The following is a 16,713-nucleotide window of genomic DNA, read 5'->3' on the forward strand; positions in this document are numbered from 1 at the left end:
AAGACATTCCCCAGTGTCTTTGAATAGCTTCCATCCCTAATTAAATTGACATAAATTGTCCCCTTCCTTTGACCATCCTATGTGATGGTCTTATTTTTTTGTCTTTCTATCCTTTTTTAAACTCCCTCTCTCTTTCACTCTATGTTCACACGAAGGTCACATCTATCTTTTATAGTATATGTATCGAAGCTGTTCCTCCCTAATTTAAGACATTCCCCAGTGTCTTTGAATAGCTTCCATCCCTAATTAAATTGACATAAATTGTCCCCTTCCTTTGACCATCTTTTATACGATGGTCTTATTTTTTTGTCTTTCTATCCTTTTTTAAACTCCCTCTCTCTTTCACTCTATATTCACACGAGGGTCACATCTATCTTTTATAGTATATGTATCGAAGCTGTTCCTCCCTAATTTAAGACATTCCCCAGTGTCTCTGAATAGCTTCCATCCCTAATTAAATTGACATAAATTGTCCCCTTCCTTTGACCATCCTATGTGATGGTCTATTTTATTTTCTGAAATTTATTCTTTCTATAAACTACAGGAAAATCAGACTATTCATACAAAAACAAATAAAACCTTGCGAAATATTCAGAAAATATTGTCAAAACAGGGATTTTTTCGGTACAATTCATTTAGAAAGTAATTGTACAAAAACAAGGGGGGATTTTATTGAAGCAAACAAAAGCGATCTTACTTGCATTGTTTCTTGGTCTAATTGTTGGACTCACTTTAAATTTAGCTGCACCATCTATTTTTGAACCTTTAAATCAATATGTGTTTAACCCAATTGGCCAACTGTTTATTCGACTCATTAAAATGCTAGTTGTTCCTGTTGTATTCATTTCCATCGTACTAGGGGCTGCTGGTCTTGGAGATCCGAAACAACTTGGAAGAATCGGTTTAAAATCAATTTCATTCTTTCTCGTCACAACAGCAGTTGCTATCTCTATTGCAGTGACATTTGCACTTATCATCAAACCAGGAACTGGCGGTAACTTTAAAACAGACGGGCTTACGTATGAAGGTGCAAAAACTGAAACATCTTTCGTCGATACATTGCTGAATATTGTGCCAGATAATCCAGCTAAAGCGATGGCTGATGGTAACATGTTACAAATTATTGCCTTTGCTGCATTAATCGGACTCGGTTTAGCTGTTTTAGGAAAACGAGTTCAAGGTATCCATTCATTACTTGAACAGGGCAACGAATTAATGATGTATCTTGTTAATCTCGTTATGAAATTAGCCCCAATTGGAACATTTGGTTTGCTTGCTTCATCCGTTGGTAAAATGGGGCTTGCAGGCGTCGCTGCGATGTTCAAGTATATGATAGTCGTTATGTTAGTACTCATTATTCACGGTGTCTTCATATATGGCGGCTTATTAAAGATATTAGCAAAAGAAAGTATTATTCGTTTCTTTAAACATTTCGGACCAGTAATGGCAATTGGATTTAGTACATCTAGCTCTAATGCATCTCTTCCATTCGCAATGAAAACGGCACAAGAAAAACTTGGAGTTCCAAAAGCGATAAGCTCCTTTGTACAACCACTAGGTGCAACGATTAATATGGATGGCACTGCCATTATGCAAGGTGTGGCAACTGTATTTATCGCTCAAGTGTACGGAGTTGAACTTACATTAGCACAATTAGCCATGGTCGTATTAACTGCTGTACTAGCTAGTATCGGCACTGCTGGTGTACCAGGTGTTGGACTTGTAATGCTTACAATGGTTTTAAATCAAGTAAACCTACCAGTAGAAGGTATTGCTTTAATTATCGGTATTGATCGCATCCTAGATATGTCTAGAACAGCTGTAAATATTTCCGGTGATGCAATTTGCGCAATGATTGTCGCAAAATCAGAAGAAAAATATAATACAGATCAATCGGCAGCATCTTAAATCAAAAAAGGAGTGAAATGATTCACTCCTTTTTTGATTTACTTCCTTTTTTTGAACGATATTCTTTCCCTTTATTATCGTTACCAGTTTCAAATTCAGTACTAAATTCCTGATTAAACTTTCCTGATTTTGGTGAACCTTGATTCGCGCTTCCTTTACTACCATTACGATTCGTCATATTTCTCCCTCCTTCCATTATTAGTAGTATGGCGCTCTATCTTTTTTCATACACATTTTATTTTTATAAGCTATTACACAAGAAAGAAGACCTTCCACATATAAGGAAGGTCTTCTTTTTCACTAGGTAAACGTTTTCTTATTTGTAATTAATTAAATAAGTTTTTGGGAAATAGAAATCATTACATTCATTTCATCTTCTGAAAGTGCGGAAAATCTTTCTTGTAAGTATCGTTTTTTCGCCTCTTCCATTTTCGCAACTAAATCTTTCCCTTGTTCTGTAATCTCTAAATATACAACTCGGCGATCTGATGTAGAACGTGAACGGGTTACGAAACCTTTATTAATTAATTTTTCTGTAACAGCTGTAATATGACTATTCGACACATTTAACTCATTAGCGACACGTGATACCATTTCTTTATTTGTACGATTCAATATTCTAAGGACGATGAACTCATTCCACGGTATGTAACCACCAAATATTTTTCCAATGTCATTACGCAACGTGCGAAACATCGCAAAAACATTTGTCGATAGTTCTTCCATTAATTGTTCTCTATTTTGAGACAACTTTGACAGCCCCTTTTATTTCATTTGATTAAATAAAAACCTTATTAATAATTTTACATGAAATCTTACTTTTTGTCACCTTATTTTCCCATAATTCGTAGTTTTTTAATATGCATTTCGTGATACAATGAACTTGATTTTCCAGAAAAAGGAGTTTAAGTAGTGAGTGAGGAAGACAAATTTTCTAATCTCAGTCTAAAAGATAGGACTATCGTTATTAGTTTTGTTGTTTTTATTCTCATTACATTTTTTACATTTATATTTTTTGTATATGTAGGAATCTTTCAAATTACGGGTATAGAATACTCTTCACGAACAGCTATACTACTCTTTTTTTACTTATTCTTTTATTAGATGGTATTACATATTTTATATTCATTTTCTTTAAATCGCTCCTACAGCCAATGATGACAAGTATGCCAAATTGACTCTCAATTGCTCTTCTCTCCATTATTGAAATTACACTAGATTGGTTCGTCATTCATACTGCCGACGACTGGATAGAGAGCGTACAAATGTCCAACATAGCTGAACTATGTGTCGCACTATTCCTTTACACACTAAATATATTATTTAGTGATAAGAAAGAGTAAGAATACAAGCTTTTCTATATAAAAATTGGTACAATAAAAGCAAATCATACTAAAGAGGTGTTAATTATGAACTTACAACAATGGGCTGATAAAGGTATATCCTTTGATACATATGTAAATGAAATGAAAGTAAACCAATATGAGCTATTACATATTTACAATAACTTTTTAATTCCAAATGAATTACTCCCAGTTTTAGAAGAACGCCAAAATGATGGCTGGCGTGTTATCGTATTAACAGCCGATTGGTGCGGAGACGCTCTTTTATGCGTACCTGTTATGAAACGAATTTCTGAAGTTGCAAATATTGATATGAGCTTATTAATTCGTGATGAAAACTTAGAATTAATGGATCAATACTTAACAAATGGAACAGCACGTGCAATTCCAATCTTTATTTTCATTGATAAAGACGGAAATGAACAAGCTGTCTTTGGACCACGCGCTCCAAAAGTACAAGAATTAGTAACTTCAATGCGCGCTACATTGCCTGAAAAAGAAGATCCAACATTCGAAGAAAAACAGAAAGAAATGTATGCTAATTTCCGTGCTACATTAGCTGATGATACTTCTCTTTGGGAACATGTAATGGAAAGTATGATTGAAAAAATAGTAAAATAAAAAAACTGCCGAAATCGGCAGTTTTTTTTTGCAAAATCATAATCTTTTTTTCTGAGAATATGCAACATCTACGCACTCTGCTAAACGCTCCATCTCACCCATATATACCGCACGCGTCATCCATCCAGTCAACTTGTACATAATCTTATATATAAAGTTCTTCGGTTCAAATTCTACGATTAAAGTAAGCGATGTACCTTCTTCATCCTCTTCTAACATATAAGTTGCAGCAGTATAACCTTGTTTCATTTCACATCCAACTGATACGATATACGGTTCATCATACTCTAAAATTTCCGCCTCAAATTCATATATTTTCTTCCCCATCTTTTGCACAGATATATATTTATCACCTTCACGAGGTTTTTCAACATCTATATTTGAAGGATACCTATTTTCTACCATAAAGGTACTCCATTCTAGTATTTTCTCGTCATTATGTACATAATCAAACACAACATCAATTGGTGCCGGAATTACTATCTCTATTGCAAAACTCACTAAACTGCTCCTCTCAAATACCCTATAAATTTTCTCTATATTAATGTAACAAAATCATTATGTCATATTTTACATAGTGAAATACAAGTAAATGAGAGCAAAAACTTTATTTTCTCCTGCTATAAAAGAAATACCCTATAGAGTAGACTTTTTCAAGCGTCTAATCTATAGGGTATTTCTGGTGATTTCTTCTTACATAATGAAGAAGAAATAGAATACCGCAGCTAAAATGAAACGATAGTAAGCAAACGGTGTTAGTTTTACACGTGCTAATAATTTTAAGAATGAAACAATTGCAAACATCGCAACAACAAATGCTGTAATAAATCCTGTTGCAAATAACGGTATATCAGCCGTACTTAATATATCCCAACTTTTAATTAAATCTAAACCACTTGCAGCCACCATCATTGGAACTGCTAAAATGAACGTATATTCAGCTGCTGCTGTATGAGACACGCGAGCTAATAAACCACCACTTATTGTTGATCCAGAACGAGAGAACCCTGGCCAAAGCGCTAAACATTGGAACATTCCAATTGTAAATGCTTGTTTATATGTGATTTCATCTAACGTTCTTGCTGTACTTGGTTTTGAAAATTTCTCAGCAACAATCATTAAAATACCACCAGCTACTAAGCTAACGACAACTGGTCCTGGACCAAATAAAACTTTTTTAATTGTACTATGGAATAATACGCCAAGTATGCCAGCAGGAATCATCCCAATAATAATATGTAATAAATTCAACGACGGTCCGTCTGTTACTTTACCTATGCCAACTAAAGACCATAAACGCTTCCAAAATATAACAACAACTGCTAAAATCGATCCCAATTGAATAACAACTTCGAAAACTTTCGCTCTCTCGTCGTCAAATCCAAGTAAATGACCTGTTAAAATCATATGCCCTGTTGATGAAACTGGTAAAAATTCTGTTAAACCTTCAACAGCACCCATGATTATTCCAATTAACCAATCAGCCACGAGTAGTGCCTCCTTAATAACGAATATGTAATTTTTTCACACCTTATCATAATACCTTATCCCTTTTCAATGTGCATCCTTTTTTTATTGCTTTTATATATACTGGTGCGTATTTCTTTTTTATTTTTTGATTAAATTGTATGATAGGAAGGATTGTTTTTTTATCGGAAAGGGGATTTTATGAAAGAAACTACTTCATTCTCACAAAAGCTAAAACACTTTGTATTACTATTCTTCCCGATTTTCGTAACCCAAATGTCATTATTTGCAATGAGCTTTTTTGATACGACAATGTCCGGACATGCCAGTCCAATTGATTTAGCAGGTGTGGCTATCGGAACGAGTATATGGCTCCCAGTTAGTACAGGATTAACAGGGGTTTTAATGGCTACTACTCCTATTGTTGCCCAACTCATTGGATCCAAGAAAAAAGAGGATGTTCCTCACGTTGTCATACAAGCAGTTTATTTAGCAGTTTGCGCTAGCTTCGTTGTTATCCTTATTGGCTTCTTCGTTGTTCCACCTATTTTAAATGGCATGCGATTAGAAGAACCTGTTGAACGTATTGCAGCACAATTTTTAAGTATTATCGCGATTGGAGTTATCCCATTATTTACTTATACTGTTTTGCGTGGATTTATTGATGCATTAGGAAAAACTCGAACAACGATGATCATTACATTACTATCATTACCGATTAACGTAGTATTAAATTATGTATTAATTTTTGGGAACTTTGGTTTCCCTAAACTCGGTGGTGTCGGTGCAGCAATTGCTTCTGCAGCAACCTATTGGTGCATTTTAATTATTACCGTCATTATTATTCGTACGAAAGAGCCATTCGCATCTTTTAATATTTTTAAACAGTTATATCGTCCTTCTCTTTCGAGTTGGAAATCATTTTTAAAACTTGGCGTCCCTATCGGATTTGCTATCTTTTTTGAAACGAGTATTTTCGCTGCAGTTACACTAATGATGAGTAACTTTAGTACGACAACAATTGCAGCGCATCAAGCAGCTATGAACTTCGCTTCCTTGTTATATATGACTCCTTTAAGTTTAGCAATGGCAATGACGATAGCAGTTGGATTTGAAGTTGGAGCAAAACGATATGATAACGCAAAACAATATGGATTTATCGGCATTGGATTAGCCCTTGCTTTCGCTCTTTTCTATTCGATTCTTCTTTATTTCTTTGATGATGAAATTGCATCTATTTATACGACAGATGCAAATGTTCACCATTTAGCAAAAGAGTTCCTTATATTTGCGATTTTATTTCAAATTTCAGATGCAATTGCAACTCCTGTACAAGGAGCACTACGTGGTTACAAAGACGTAAATGTTGCGTTAATTATGACATTAGTCGCTTATTGGGTAATCGGTCTCCCTCTCGGTTACATATTAGCAACGTACACTGACTGGGCAGCAAAAGGATATTGGATTGGTCTTATTATCGGTCTAGCATTTGGTGCTAGCTTCCTTCTAATCCGTCTCTTCCAAGTTCAAAGAAAATATACAACACAAAACAGCCGCTAACGCTAGAGCGGCTGTTTTCTTTATGCATATTTTTTCTTGTAACGTATAACATAATGAAAAAGAAAGGTGGATACATATCATATGGACGAAAAAGAAACAGATCAATCATTCGATGAAGAATTCGCCCCTGAAATCTCACCTGGATACCAGCAAGATATACATAAACCACCTAAATATAAAAACGCTTCGTTTTTAATGGGTATTACTATTTTCGCTGCTGTATTACTCGTACTCATTATTTTCGTCTATTTTTAAGGAAAGGTGACATATTATATGAAGAAACAAGATTCAAATCACTCAAAAAGAACTGTGAAAACGGAAAAAGGATATGTAGGCGATTCTGTTTATACACAGAAACAAGTGGAGCAAGGAAATGTATACATTGCTCAAAAAGAACTTGGTCAACAAAATGAAAATCTTTAACCCCCTCTACTCCTCGAGGGGGCTTTTTATCCCGCTATTTGTGGACAGTAAGAGTGAACACCTTACTGATTAAAGTTTCACTTTATTGTACGTACTGCTTTTGTTCGAGCACCCTAAATATATTATTAACCTTTACAACTTTCACGTCATAATTTACTTTCATTTCACTTCTCTTACCATTTTCAGTACCCGCAACATACGCTACAGCATGATAGAGAAAACTCTCATCCGTCACTTCACGTATCTCCTCGTTTGTAAATTTATACTCTAAATCTCGAAAACGATTTGGATAATAATTTTGTATTAATTGTTCATATCCCCTACTTACAAATATCTCTTCGCCTTTTCGCTTCACATCTTCTTTATTATGAAACTCAAACACTGATAATTGTGCTGTCACAAAGTGCTCTCCTACCTGTTTCATTTCTTTATGAGTTAAAGTTTCTATACTTTTATTCTTTAATTCCTTATTTAACTCGTACTGATCTATCGATTTAAAGGTAGCGAAAACCGCCTCTTTATATGACCAAAACAAACCAAAAGCGATACATATAGAAATGATTACTATTCTTTTCTTCACCATACACCCCATCCCTATTCATAATGTTAGTTACATATTAACATATAGAATGAAAATTCTGATATTATAAAATGGAATATCAGAATTTTCACTTAGAAACGAGGAACGATTATGGACTCTTACAAACAGTATATAAAACAGGCTCTGCCTAATCTTTCTATACATTCATATAAACAAAGTGAAGAAGGATGGGATAATATAGCGGTTATAATTAATGACGACCTACTGTTTCGTTTTCCACGAAAACAGGAATATGCTAAACGAATTCCGTTAGAAAAAAAACTATGCACACTTCTCTCTCATTCGCTACAAGAAATTGAGGTTCCAAAGTATCACCTATTATATAAAAAGGATACTGATACTATTCCGCTTTGTAGTTACTATACTCTCATTCATGGTGAACCGTTACAAAAAGAAATAGTTACCACACTAGAGAAAAAAGAATTGAAAGCAATCATTACACAATTAGCTACTTTCCTTGTGGCACTACATAATATTCCTGTAAAACAAGTTACAACGTTAGGATTTCCAATTGAAAAAACAATTACCTACTGGAAAGAGCTACAAACAAAATTAAATCAGTATCTTACTAACATGTTTACTTCATTACAGAAATCAGCCTTACATCATTTATTCGAAAATTTCTTTGCCTGTATAGCTACATCCACTTTTCAAAATACAATTATTCACGCCGATTTTACACATCATCACATTTTATTTAATAAGCAGAACAAGAATATTTCAGGGATTATCGATTTTGGTGATGCTCAAATTGGAGATCCTGCCTTTGATTTTGCCGGGCTCTATTATGATTTCGGACGTGAATTTACTACATCTGTATACGAACAATACAGTACAATTATTTCTCACCACGATCCATTACTCATTCACCGTATCACTAGTTTTTATCAATACAGCCCTTTACTACATAATATTATTTATAACTTTGAAACAAAGAATGCGCTTAAATTCATAGCAGATACAGAACAGCTAAAAGCGATATTACAGGGACGAGATTAAATTCTCTCCCTATATTCTTTCTCCTCATACATCATTAACTTTTTATCCATTTCAACAATAACTTTGTACAATTGAAATGCCTGTAAAATTTGCAGTTGAATTCCAAAAGGAGCATTTTGTTCTTTTAACCATTGAAATACTTTCGTTTCATCTTTCATTGATTATTCCTCCTCTTATAAAGTGAAACTTTAATCAGCGGGGGCATCCCCCACTGATTATTAGCCCGCATTAAAATCTGCTACAAATATACCGTAAATGATGAAAAGCTTTTCATGTCAATAACAAAAAGGATGCAAATTTGCATCCTTTAATGTACGATATTTTCCTTCTGCTTCGCTTCTTCCTTTACTTCTTCTCCCTGGCATTCACTACGAAAAGCACAACTCGTACACTCTGAACGAAAATGACGCTCTGTATAGTGCTCAGGTTGCTGTAACATTTCTTTCATTCTAAATAAATCATCCATTCCAGTTATAATATCTTCCTGTTTCGGAATGTATTCATACTTAGTTCCTTCTATTAAATTAATAATTTCAATTTTCCCTGGAAGAATGCCGAAAGCTTTATAACTGAATACTGTCATTAACTTCTGACAAAGAGCTAGCATTTCCTCATCCGCATCAATAACATATTTTTTAATTACAAATGACTCTGTACTCCACTCACCAACTTCAAATGTCAATGACATGTGGACACCTAACTCTTCCATATATGTTTGAAACTTCTCATACAAAAACAATGGTGGCGTCTGACTATCATCTCTTTCAACAAACTGTAATAAGTGATCAGTTAGCTTTGCTAATACAATATAGTACTCCGTCTTCGAAGCAAACATACTAATCCTTACCTTTTTCCAATACTTTTCTATTAATATTAAAAGTACAATTTTCGTTTGTTGGCTCGCAGGTAGCGTGTAATACTCATTAATAATTTGATTCACAATCATTTGTGCTATTTGTTGCCATTCAAATGAAGAAGGTTCTCTTCTTTTTATATGACGGAAATAAAATTTATGTGGACAACGCATAAAATCATACAAATGATAATCTGTCATCGTTTTTATTGCGATTTTCTCATGCAATTGCTCTTCATCTCCCTTCTGCCATTAAGAAAGGTGTTTTACGAATTCAGCTCCAAACTGTAAACATTTTTCTACATCTTCATCTTCTGGCGTTAATTCTACTTTTAGTCCTTCTAACACAACTGCTGCTCCGCGTTCCTGCAGCTTTTCTATTAAAATATCAACCGCTACTCCGTATTTTGGATAAGCCGAATCACAAGAACCGAATGCCGCTGCTTTTTTACCAGTTAAATCAATAGAATCCATTGCATCATAAAAATCTAAGAAGTCGTCTGGAAGATCCCCGTCTCCCCAAGTATAAGCGCCTAAAATAATACCATCATACTGTTCTAATATAGAAGCTTCTGGTGAATCCATAATATCAATAACTTCAATCTCATTCTCTGTTTCACGAATGGCGCCTGCAATATGATCTGCCATTTCCTCTGTATTTCCACTCATACTTGCATAAATCATTACTAGCTTACTCAACTGAATCTCTCCCTTTACTATGTATCGCTTTTTCTGTTTGCATTTTATTCTTCTCATCTACATATTCAGAACGAATTACATTCCGTTGCCATTCCATATGCTGATCAACATCTTTATTTTTATTTTTTAATCCCCTTCGCAGAAGGTGATATTTTTTTCTCATTAACATGTCGCATCCACTCTATTGATAATAATTATCAATTTCAACTGTAACATTAGATTAATTGAAATTGATTATCAAAGTCAATAACTATTTTTAAAAAAATGATTAAAATGTACAAGCTTGTCCGTTAGCTATTCATATACTATAAATGAGCATAGTTCTTTCTCAGCCCTCTCTGACGGAAAGAAATAAAAGCAACTGCGATAGAGCGCAGTTGCCTTTTTTTATATGCACCTATGATTTTAGTAGTCTTATGGCCGCCTCTAAAAATAATTCCACTCCATAAATTAAAGCTGATTCATCTACATCAAATTTTGGATGATGGTGCGGATAACAAGTATTATCCTCTTGATTCCTCGTCCCCAATTTAATGAAGCAACCCGGTGCTTTTCTTAAATATGCTGAAAAATCTTCTCCCCCCATAGAAGGTTCAAGCTTCACAACACGCTCATTCCCGAACAAATATAGTGCACTTTCTTCTACCACTTTTGTAATATATTCATTATTAATAACAGGATCATATCCGTAACGATACGTATATGTGTAATCCCCTCCATGTGCTTTTGTAATTCCTTTCACGATTTGTTCAATTTTCTCTTCTGCTTCCAATCTTAACGTTTGATTAAAAGAACGCACAGTTCCCATTAAAGTTGCCGTATTGGGAATAATATTGTCAGCCTCTCCCCCATGAAATTGCGTAACTGAAACTACCCTCTGCATAAAAGCACTTGTATTTCTTGATACGATATGTTGTAAATTTGTAATAATCTGCGCTCCAATAGCAATAGGGTCTATCGTTTCTTCTGGCCGCGCTGCATGCCCTCCTTTACCGTGAATTTCAACTGTAAATACGTCTGGCGCTGCCATCATCGGCCCATATACAATTCCTATCTTCCCGCTTTCCAATCCAGACATAACATGTAAACCTATTACATAATCAACACCGTCCATCACACCCGCCTCAACCATTTCCCTAGCACCACCAGGATATACCTCTTCTGCATGCTGAAAGAATAGACGAATTTCCCCTACAAACTCTTCCTTCATATTTGACAGCGCCTCTGCTGTACTTAACAAAATAGCCGCATGTGCATCATGCCCACACGCATGCATCCTTCCTTTATGAACAGATGTATAAGATTTACTTGTCTCCTCTTGAATTGGTAAAGCATCAATATCAGCTCGAATCGCAACTACTTTACCTTGTTCCACACCCCTTTTAATTGCTAAAACACTGTATTTCGTTGGCCTTGTTACTTCAAAAGAAGAAAATGTACATAACGTATCATATATAAATTGCGAAGTTTCTTTTTCATGAAACGATAATTCCGGATACTTATGAAAATGCCGTCTCCATTTCATAATATTTTCTTCTGAAATAAGACTCTTCCACACTCTATTCATGATAATTTCCTCCTTTTAAAAAAGAGCTAGAAATTTAAAGTTTACTCAGCCTTTGTTGATTGCATGAAAAAACAAATATTATATTTTTCACGCCTTCTCACAATCCACTTTTATGTATTCATACAATCCACTTTCTATTTACATGTCAAACCCATTACAAATTCATGCCGAATGTAATATAATTGCTAAGTTAGGGATTTTCTTTTTTAGTATTTAGTGCTAATATCAGAAAAGAGCCTTTTGTCTTATTTTTACCTAAAATGTGGAATTTTGTTTTTTTCACAATAATGTAGGACATGATACCTACAAAGAGCTATTATTTCATTAAGAGAGGGAAAGACATGGAAAGATTAAAAGAGATATGGTCTCGACCACTCACACAATGGGTTGCAAAGACGGTTTATTATCTTGCAATTTTATTTGCATTACTTTGGTTGTATGGATTCCATGATACAAACACAAGTACATTTATTTACAATGAATTCTAGGGTGGGAACGTTATGAAGTTATTAGAACAAATTGAAAAGTGGGCTGCAGAAACGCCTGATCAAACCGCTTTTGTTTGGCGAGATGCGAAAATTACGTACAAACAATTAAAGGAAGATTCTGATGCGTTAGCACATTGGATTTCTTCTGAATATCCAGATGATCGTTCACCAATTATGGTGTATGGCCATATGCAACCTGAAATGATTATAAACTTTTTAGGGTGTGTAAAAGCTGGACATGCTTACATTCCTGTAGATTTATCTATCCCAGCTGATCGCGTACAACGTATCGCTGAAAATTCTGGTGCGAAATTACTTTTATCAGCTGCAGAAGTAACTGTAACTGATTTACCAGTTCGCATCGTAAGTGAAGACAACTTAAAAGATATTTTCTTTACTCATAAAGGGAACATTCCAAATCCTGAACATGCGGTAAAAGGTGATGAGAACTTCTACATTATTTACACATCAGGAAGTACAGGTAATCCGAAAGGGGTTCAGATTACTTATAACTGCCTTGTTAGCTTTACAAAATGGGCTGTAGAAGATTTCAACTTACAAACAGGGCAAGTATTCTTAAACCAAGCACCTTTCTCATTCGATTTATCTGTAATGGATATTTACCCATCATTAGTAACAGGCGGTACACTTTGGGCAATCGATAAAGATATGATTGCACGTCCAAAAGACTTGTTTGCTTCTCTAGAGCAATCGGATACTCAAGTATGGACTTCAACACCATCTTTCGCTGAAATGTGTTTAATGGAAGCATCTTTCTCTGAGAGTATGCTACCAAACATGAAAACATTCTTATTCTGCGGTGAAGTGTTACCAAATGAAGTGGCTAGAAAACTAATTGAGCGTTTCCCGAAAGCAACGATTATGAATACGTACGGTCCAACAGAAGCTACTGTTGCTGTAACAGGTATTCACGTTACAGAAGAAGTGCTTGATCAATACAAATCACTTCCAGTTGGCTACTGTAAATCAGACTGTCGCCTTCTTATTATGAAAGAAGATGGTACAATTGCACCTGATGGTGAAAAAGGTGAAATCGTAATTGTCGGTCCAAGTGTAAGCGTTGGATATTTAGGAAGCCCTGAATTAACAGAAAAAGCATTTACTATGATTGACGGTGAGCGCGCCTATAAAACAGGCGATGCTGGCTATGTAGAAAATGGTCTTCTATTCTATAATGGTCGTCTTGATTTCCAAATTAAGCTTCATGGTTATCGAATGGAATTAGAAGAAATTGAGCATCATCTTCGTGCGTGTTCTTACGTAGAAGGAGCAGTTATTGTTCCGATTAAAAAAGGTGAGAAATACGATTATTTATTAGCGGTTGTTGTTCCTGGAGAACATTCGTTTGAAAAAGAATTCAAATTAACATCTGCAATTAAAAAAGAACTCAATGAGCGATTACCAAACTACATGATTCCACGTAAATTCATGTATCAATCTTCTATTCCAATGACACCAAATGGAAAGGTAGATCGCAAAAAATTATTGAGTGAGGTTACAGCATGACCGCATATGGATCATTTTATTTTTTCGCTATAGTGGGCATTTTATTAATACCTACTATCATAGCTGGATTAAAAGGTAAAATGTTGCGTAAATATAATGCCGTTTTAACATTAGTCATGATTGCTATTATCTTCTCGGATAAACCAAAGCAAGCGATTATGTTAGCCGCATTTATTATTTGGCAATATGCCCTTATTAAAGGCTATTTAATTTTAAGAAAACAAAATAATAGTACATTCATGTTTTGTATAGCTGTTATTTTATCGATTTTGCCACTTATTTTGGCAAAAATCGCACCATTTGTACCTGAATTGCATTTTATTGTTTTCGCAGGTATGTCTTACGTAACATTTAGAGCTGTACAAATGGTCTTTGAAGTTCGTGATAATTTAATTAAAGAACTTTCCTTCTTTAATTTCTGGGAGTTTGTTTTATTCTTCCCTGCGATTTCAAGTGGACCTATCGATCGTTACCGTAGATTCCAAAAAGATATCCAAAAGCCACCTAGTGCTGAGGAATATCAAAAGTTACTATATACAGGGCTTAACCGTATTTTCCAAGGTTTTCTGTATAAATTTATAATCGCGCACTTGATAACAACATATCTTGTAAAGGCAGTATTCGCCAATCAAGATACACTTTTATCTAATGCGATTTTCATGTACGCTACTAGCATGCAATTATTCTTTGACTTTGCAGGTTATAGTGCGTTCGTAATTGGTATCAGTTACATGATGGGAATTAAAACGCCTGAAAACTTTAATAAGCCATTCCTTAGTCGTAACATTAAAGACTTCTGGAACCGCTGGCACATGAGTTTATCATTCTGGTTCCGTGACTTTATTTACATGCGTTTCGTCTTTTTTGCAACGAAGAAAAAGTTAATTAAGAACCGTTACACTATTTCGTATATCGGTGCATTTTTAAACTTCTTCATTATGGGAATTTGGCACATCCAAGGAAGCGCTGTTGCGCAGTATGTTATTTATGGTCTATATCATGCCGCACTGTTTATTCTATTCGATATTTTCGAACGAAAAAACAAGAAGCATAAGTTTTGGCCAAACAATAAATTTACACACGTCCTTGCGATTGTGATTACGTTCCACGTTGTATGTTTCGGTTTCCTTATTTTCTCTGGACACCTTAACAGATACTTTTAATGCACCCTTCTTATTATATTAAGAAGTTGCACATATAATATATTCGGATATAAAGGAGATTTTAAAAATGGCAGAATTCAAAGAGCAAGTATTAGATATTTTAGAAGAAGTATGTGAAAACGATATTGTGAAAGAAAACTTAGATGTTCAATTATTTGAAGAAGGTATTCTTGATTCTTTCGCTGTAGTATCTTTATTAGTTGAATTCCAAGAGCGTTTAGATATTGAAGTTTCTATTTCTGATTTTGACCGTGACGAGTGGGCTACACCAAACATGGTTATTAAGAAGTTGGAAGAAATCCGATGAACAAAGCAAAATTTGGTCCGATGCTTTTAGCATTGGCCCTTTTTGCTGTATTCTTACTTATTCCGACGCGCTTCCTACTTCCACTTTTAAGTGATGAAAAAGTAGAACAAGCTGCAACTTCTTTGAAAGAAGAAAAGATTCAAAGTATGATTTTACAGCAAAAGATGTTAGCAGATCCGAAATATCTTCCGATGTACGGTTCATCGGAATTCGCACGTATGGATGCTTTCCATCCATCAAATTATTTCAAAGTAAAGCCTGAAGGGTTCACACCATTCCTTCTTGGACGCGGCGGAACACAAGACCTTGTACACGTATTAAACTTTGCATCTACAATGGATCAATTGAAAGACAAGAAAATGGTATTCGTTCTTTCTCCGCAATGGTTTGTGCCACAAGGTATTGATGAAACACACTTTGCACCTAACTTTTCAAAACAACAAGGCTATCATTTCCTTTTCAATGATGACTTAAAGCCTGAAATGAAAAAACAAATTGCAAAGCGTTTATTAAACTTTGAGATCGTTAAGAAAGAAACTTTACTTAAAGTTTCGCTTGAAGGTATCGCTTATGATGATACAAAGCATAAAGTAAAAGCACTTGCTGCTAAACCTTTCGCTTATGTGTATCGTAACATTTTAGATCGTAAAGATTTATTTACAGCAATGTTTGATATTAAACCGCATAAAGAAAAACTTGACCCTTCATTAAAACAAATGAACTGGGATGAAGCTCGTAAACATGCGGATCAAACAGGTGCAGCAGAATCAGGGTCTAATGAATACGGTATTGAAGACGATTACTTCAATAGCAAAATTAAGAAGAAATTAAAGCAGCGTGAAGGCTACTTAAAAAATGATGCTTATGACCAATCACCAGAGTATGAAGACTTACAACTTGTACTTGATTTATTAAAACAATCTGGTGCAAAACCACTCTTCATTTCTGTTCCTGTAAAAGGTCCTTGGTACGATTACGCTGGATTCCCGAAAGAACGCCGCGAAGCGTACTATAAGAAAGTTCATGAGCAAATTGAGAAAGCTGGTTATCCAATTGCCGACTTCTCAAACCATGAATATGATAAATACTTCTTAAAAGATCATATGCACTTAGGTTGGAAAGGCTGGGTTTACATCGACGAGGCCATCCAACAATTTTATAAAGCAAACTAATGAAAAGACCGCTTG

Annotated in this window: 21 protein-coding genes and 1 pseudogene; 12 read left to right on the forward strand and 10 right to left on the reverse strand. The window is 34.8% G+C overall.

Going from position 1 to position 16,713, the window contains the following annotated elements:
* The first annotated feature begins 672 nt into the window (after window positions 1–672).
* Complete coding sequence (locus JDS95_RS12540) at window positions 673–1,908, forward strand: dicarboxylate/amino acid:cation symporter (protein WP_000814824.1); 1,236 nt, start codon at window positions 673–675, stop codon at window positions 1,906–1,908.
* Window positions 1,909–1,930: 22 nt separating this feature from the next.
* Here JDS95_RS12540 and JDS95_RS12545 read toward each other — a convergent pair whose 3' ends face one another.
* Together JDS95_RS12545 and JDS95_RS12550 are read right to left on the reverse strand one after the other, a co-directional pair.
* Window positions 1,931–2,086, reverse strand: coding sequence for a hypothetical protein (locus JDS95_RS12545; RefSeq protein WP_000184925.1), 156 nt, complete (start codon window positions 2,084–2,086; stop codon window positions 1,931–1,933).
* 152 nt (window positions 2,087–2,238) lie between these two features.
* Entirely contained in the window at window positions 2,239–2,658 is a 420-nt protein-coding gene (locus JDS95_RS12550) for a MarR family winged helix-turn-helix transcriptional regulator (RefSeq protein ID WP_000081437.1), read from the reverse strand.
* Between the two features lie 162 nt (window positions 2,659–2,820).
* Between JDS95_RS12550 and JDS95_RS12555 the strand changes: the two are divergent.
* Window positions 2,821–3,251 (forward strand): annotated as a pseudogene (locus JDS95_RS12555) (YrvL family regulatory protein).
* Between the two features lie 33 nt (window positions 3,252–3,284).
* Window positions 3,285–3,872: a thioredoxin family protein gene (locus tag JDS95_RS12560; protein WP_134853366.1), complete on the forward strand. Its 588-nt coding sequence runs from the start codon at window positions 3,285–3,287 to the stop codon at window positions 3,870–3,872.
* Window positions 3,873–3,908: 36 nt separating this feature from the next.
* On the opposite strand, the gene JDS95_RS12565 is transcribed toward JDS95_RS12560, so the two are convergent.
* Window positions 3,909–4,373, reverse strand: coding sequence for an SRPBCC family protein (locus JDS95_RS12565; RefSeq protein WP_000006430.1), 465 nt, complete (start codon window positions 4,371–4,373; stop codon window positions 3,909–3,911).
* 192 nt (window positions 4,374–4,565) lie between these two features.
* Window positions 4,566–5,360, reverse strand: coding sequence for a bacitracin resistance undecaprenyl-diphosphatase (gene uppP / locus JDS95_RS12570; RefSeq protein WP_000796247.1), 795 nt, complete (start codon window positions 5,358–5,360; stop codon window positions 4,566–4,568).
* Between the two features lie 180 nt (window positions 5,361–5,540).
* Here uppP and JDS95_RS12575 point away from each other — a divergent pair, with 180 nt between their 5' ends.
* The 3 genes from JDS95_RS12575 to JDS95_RS12585 all read left to right on the forward strand — a co-directional run bounded on the left by JDS95_RS12575 (window position 5,541) and on the right by JDS95_RS12585 (window position 7,322).
* Entirely contained in the window at window positions 5,541–6,899 is a 1,359-nt protein-coding gene (locus tag JDS95_RS12575; protein WP_000665536.1) for an MATE family efflux transporter, read from the forward strand.
* Window positions 6,900–6,980: 81 nt separating this feature from the next.
* Window positions 6,981–7,154 carry a hypothetical protein gene (locus tag JDS95_RS12580; protein ID WP_000343564.1) on the forward strand — a complete coding sequence of 58 codons (174 nt, stop codon included), beginning with the start codon at window positions 6,981–6,983 and terminating at the stop codon, window positions 7,152–7,154.
* A gap of 18 nt (window positions 7,155–7,172) precedes the next feature.
* Entirely contained in the window at window positions 7,173–7,322 is a 150-nt protein-coding gene (locus JDS95_RS12585; protein WP_000743730.1) for a hypothetical protein, read from the forward strand.
* An 82-nt stretch (window positions 7,323–7,404) separates the two neighbouring features.
* Here the strand turns inward: JDS95_RS12585 and JDS95_RS12590 are convergent, their stop codons facing one another.
* Window positions 7,405–7,914, reverse strand: a complete 510-nt coding sequence (locus JDS95_RS12590) for a hypothetical protein (protein ID WP_002038211.1) — start codon at window positions 7,912–7,914, stop codon at window positions 7,405–7,407.
* Window positions 7,915–8,013: 99 nt separating this feature from the next.
* Between JDS95_RS12590 and JDS95_RS12595 the strand changes: the two genes are divergently transcribed.
* A complete protein-coding gene (locus JDS95_RS12595) occupies window positions 8,014–8,922 on the forward strand; it encodes an aminoglycoside phosphotransferase family protein (RefSeq protein WP_000379019.1) in 909 nt (302 codons plus the stop codon).
* Here JDS95_RS12595 and JDS95_RS12600 read toward each other — a convergent pair.
* The 5 genes from JDS95_RS12600 to JDS95_RS12620 form a co-directional block, all read right to left on the reverse strand.
* Complete coding sequence (locus JDS95_RS12600) at window positions 8,919–9,080, reverse strand: hypothetical protein (protein WP_000651091.1); 162 nt, start codon at window positions 9,078–9,080, stop codon at window positions 8,919–8,921. The two genes, JDS95_RS12595 and JDS95_RS12600, sit on opposite strands and share 4 nt — an antisense overlap.
* Window positions 9,081–9,229: 149 nt before the next feature.
* Window positions 9,230–10,003: a hypothetical protein gene (locus JDS95_RS12605; RefSeq protein ID WP_000544543.1), complete on the reverse strand. Its 774-nt coding sequence runs from the start codon at window positions 10,001–10,003 to the stop codon at window positions 9,230–9,232.
* Window positions 10,004–10,027: 24 nt separating this feature from the next.
* Window positions 10,028–10,474, reverse strand: a complete 447-nt coding sequence (locus JDS95_RS12610) for a flavodoxin (RefSeq protein ID WP_000041161.1) — start codon at window positions 10,472–10,474, stop codon at window positions 10,028–10,030.
* Window positions 10,467–10,643 carry a hypothetical protein gene (locus tag JDS95_RS12615; RefSeq protein WP_000929017.1) on the reverse strand — a complete coding sequence of 59 codons (177 nt, stop codon included), beginning with the start codon at window positions 10,641–10,643 and terminating at the stop codon, window positions 10,467–10,469. Before JDS95_RS12615 ends, JDS95_RS12610 begins: the two co-directional genes overlap by 8 nt.
* 228 nt (window positions 10,644–10,871) lie before the next feature.
* Window positions 10,872–12,041 carry a M20 metallopeptidase family protein gene (locus tag JDS95_RS12620; RefSeq protein ID WP_085449994.1) on the reverse strand — a complete coding sequence of 390 codons (1,170 nt, stop codon included), beginning with the start codon at window positions 12,039–12,041 and terminating at the stop codon, window positions 10,872–10,874.
* Window positions 12,042–12,382: 341 nt separating this feature from the next.
* Between JDS95_RS12620 and JDS95_RS12625 the strand changes: the two genes are divergently transcribed.
* The 5 genes from JDS95_RS12625 to dltD all read left to right on the forward strand — a co-directional run bounded on the left by JDS95_RS12625 (window position 12,383) and on the right by dltD (window position 16,698).
* Window positions 12,383–12,529, forward strand: a complete 147-nt coding sequence (locus JDS95_RS12625) for a teichoic acid D-Ala incorporation-associated protein DltX (RefSeq protein ID WP_000440293.1) — start codon at window positions 12,383–12,385, stop codon at window positions 12,527–12,529.
* Window positions 12,530–12,541: 12 nt separating this feature from the next.
* A complete protein-coding gene (gene dltA / locus JDS95_RS12630) occupies window positions 12,542–14,056 on the forward strand; it encodes a D-alanine--poly(phosphoribitol) ligase subunit DltA (RefSeq protein WP_000770500.1) in 1,515 nt (504 codons plus the stop codon).
* On the forward strand, window positions 14,053–15,219 hold the full coding sequence (gene dltB / locus JDS95_RS12635) for a D-alanyl-lipoteichoic acid biosynthesis protein DltB (protein ID WP_000127922.1): 1,167 nt from the start codon (window positions 14,053–14,055) through the stop codon (window positions 15,217–15,219). The genes dltA and dltB overlap by 4 nt, the downstream gene beginning before the upstream one ends.
* A 67-nt stretch (window positions 15,220–15,286) precedes the next feature.
* Entirely contained in the window at window positions 15,287–15,526 is a 240-nt protein-coding gene (dltC, locus tag JDS95_RS12640; protein WP_000807310.1) for a D-alanine--poly(phosphoribitol) ligase subunit DltC, read from the forward strand.
* Entirely contained in the window at window positions 15,523–16,698 is a 1,176-nt protein-coding gene (dltD, locus tag JDS95_RS12645; protein WP_001030274.1) for a D-alanyl-lipoteichoic acid biosynthesis protein DltD, read from the forward strand. The genes dltC and dltD overlap by 4 nt, the downstream gene beginning before the upstream one ends.
* Window positions 16,699–16,713: the final 15 nt, after the last annotated feature.

The organism is Bacillus cereus group sp. N24, assembly GCF_016483345.1.
Classification (GTDB): Bacteria; Bacillota; Bacilli; order Bacillales; family Bacillaceae_G; genus Bacillus_A; species Bacillus_A toyonensis.

What these genes read in the sequence shown, in the direction of transcription:
- JDS95_RS12545 (WP_000184925.1), bottom strand. Translation starts at nt 2,086, where the DNA reads ATGACGAATCGTAATGGTAGTAAAGGAAGCGCGAATCAAGGTTCACCA.
- JDS95_RS12575 (WP_000665536.1), top strand. Translation starts at nt 5,541, where the DNA reads ATGAAAGAAACTACTTCATTCTCACAAAAGCTAAAACACTTTGTATTA.
- JDS95_RS12580 (WP_000343564.1), top strand. Translation starts at nt 6,981, where the DNA reads ATGGACGAAAAAGAAACAGATCAATCATTCGATGAAGAATTCGCCCCT.
- JDS95_RS12585 (WP_000743730.1), top strand. Translation starts at nt 7,173, where the DNA reads ATGAAGAAACAAGATTCAAATCACTCAAAAAGAACTGTGAAAACGGAA.
- JDS95_RS12590 (WP_002038211.1), bottom strand. Translation starts at nt 7,914, where the DNA reads ATGGGGTGTATGGTGAAGAAAAGAATAGTAATCATTTCTATATGTATC.
- JDS95_RS12595 (WP_000379019.1), top strand. Translation starts at nt 8,014, where the DNA reads ATGGACTCTTACAAACAGTATATAAAACAGGCTCTGCCTAATCTTTCT.
- JDS95_RS12600 (WP_000651091.1), bottom strand. Translation starts at nt 9,080, where the DNA reads ATGAAAGATGAAACGAAAGTATTTCAATGGTTAAAAGAACAAAATGCT.
- JDS95_RS12615 (WP_000929017.1), bottom strand. Translation starts at nt 10,643, where the DNA reads ATGTTAATGAGAAAAAAATATCACCTTCTGCGAAGGGGATTAAAAAAT.
- JDS95_RS12620 (WP_085449994.1), bottom strand. Translation starts at nt 12,041, where the DNA reads ATGAATAGAGTGTGGAAGAGTCTTATTTCAGAAGAAAATATTATGAAA.
- JDS95_RS12625 (WP_000440293.1), top strand. Translation starts at nt 12,383, where the DNA reads ATGGAAAGATTAAAAGAGATATGGTCTCGACCACTCACACAATGGGTT.
- dltA (WP_000770500.1), top strand. Translation starts at nt 12,542, where the DNA reads ATGAAGTTATTAGAACAAATTGAAAAGTGGGCTGCAGAAACGCCTGAT.
- dltB (WP_000127922.1), top strand. Translation starts at nt 14,053, where the DNA reads ATGACCGCATATGGATCATTTTATTTTTTCGCTATAGTGGGCATTTTA.
- dltC (WP_000807310.1), top strand. Translation starts at nt 15,287, where the DNA reads ATGGCAGAATTCAAAGAGCAAGTATTAGATATTTTAGAAGAAGTATGT.
- dltD (WP_001030274.1), top strand. Translation starts at nt 15,523, where the DNA reads ATGAACAAAGCAAAATTTGGTCCGATGCTTTTAGCATTGGCCCTTTTT.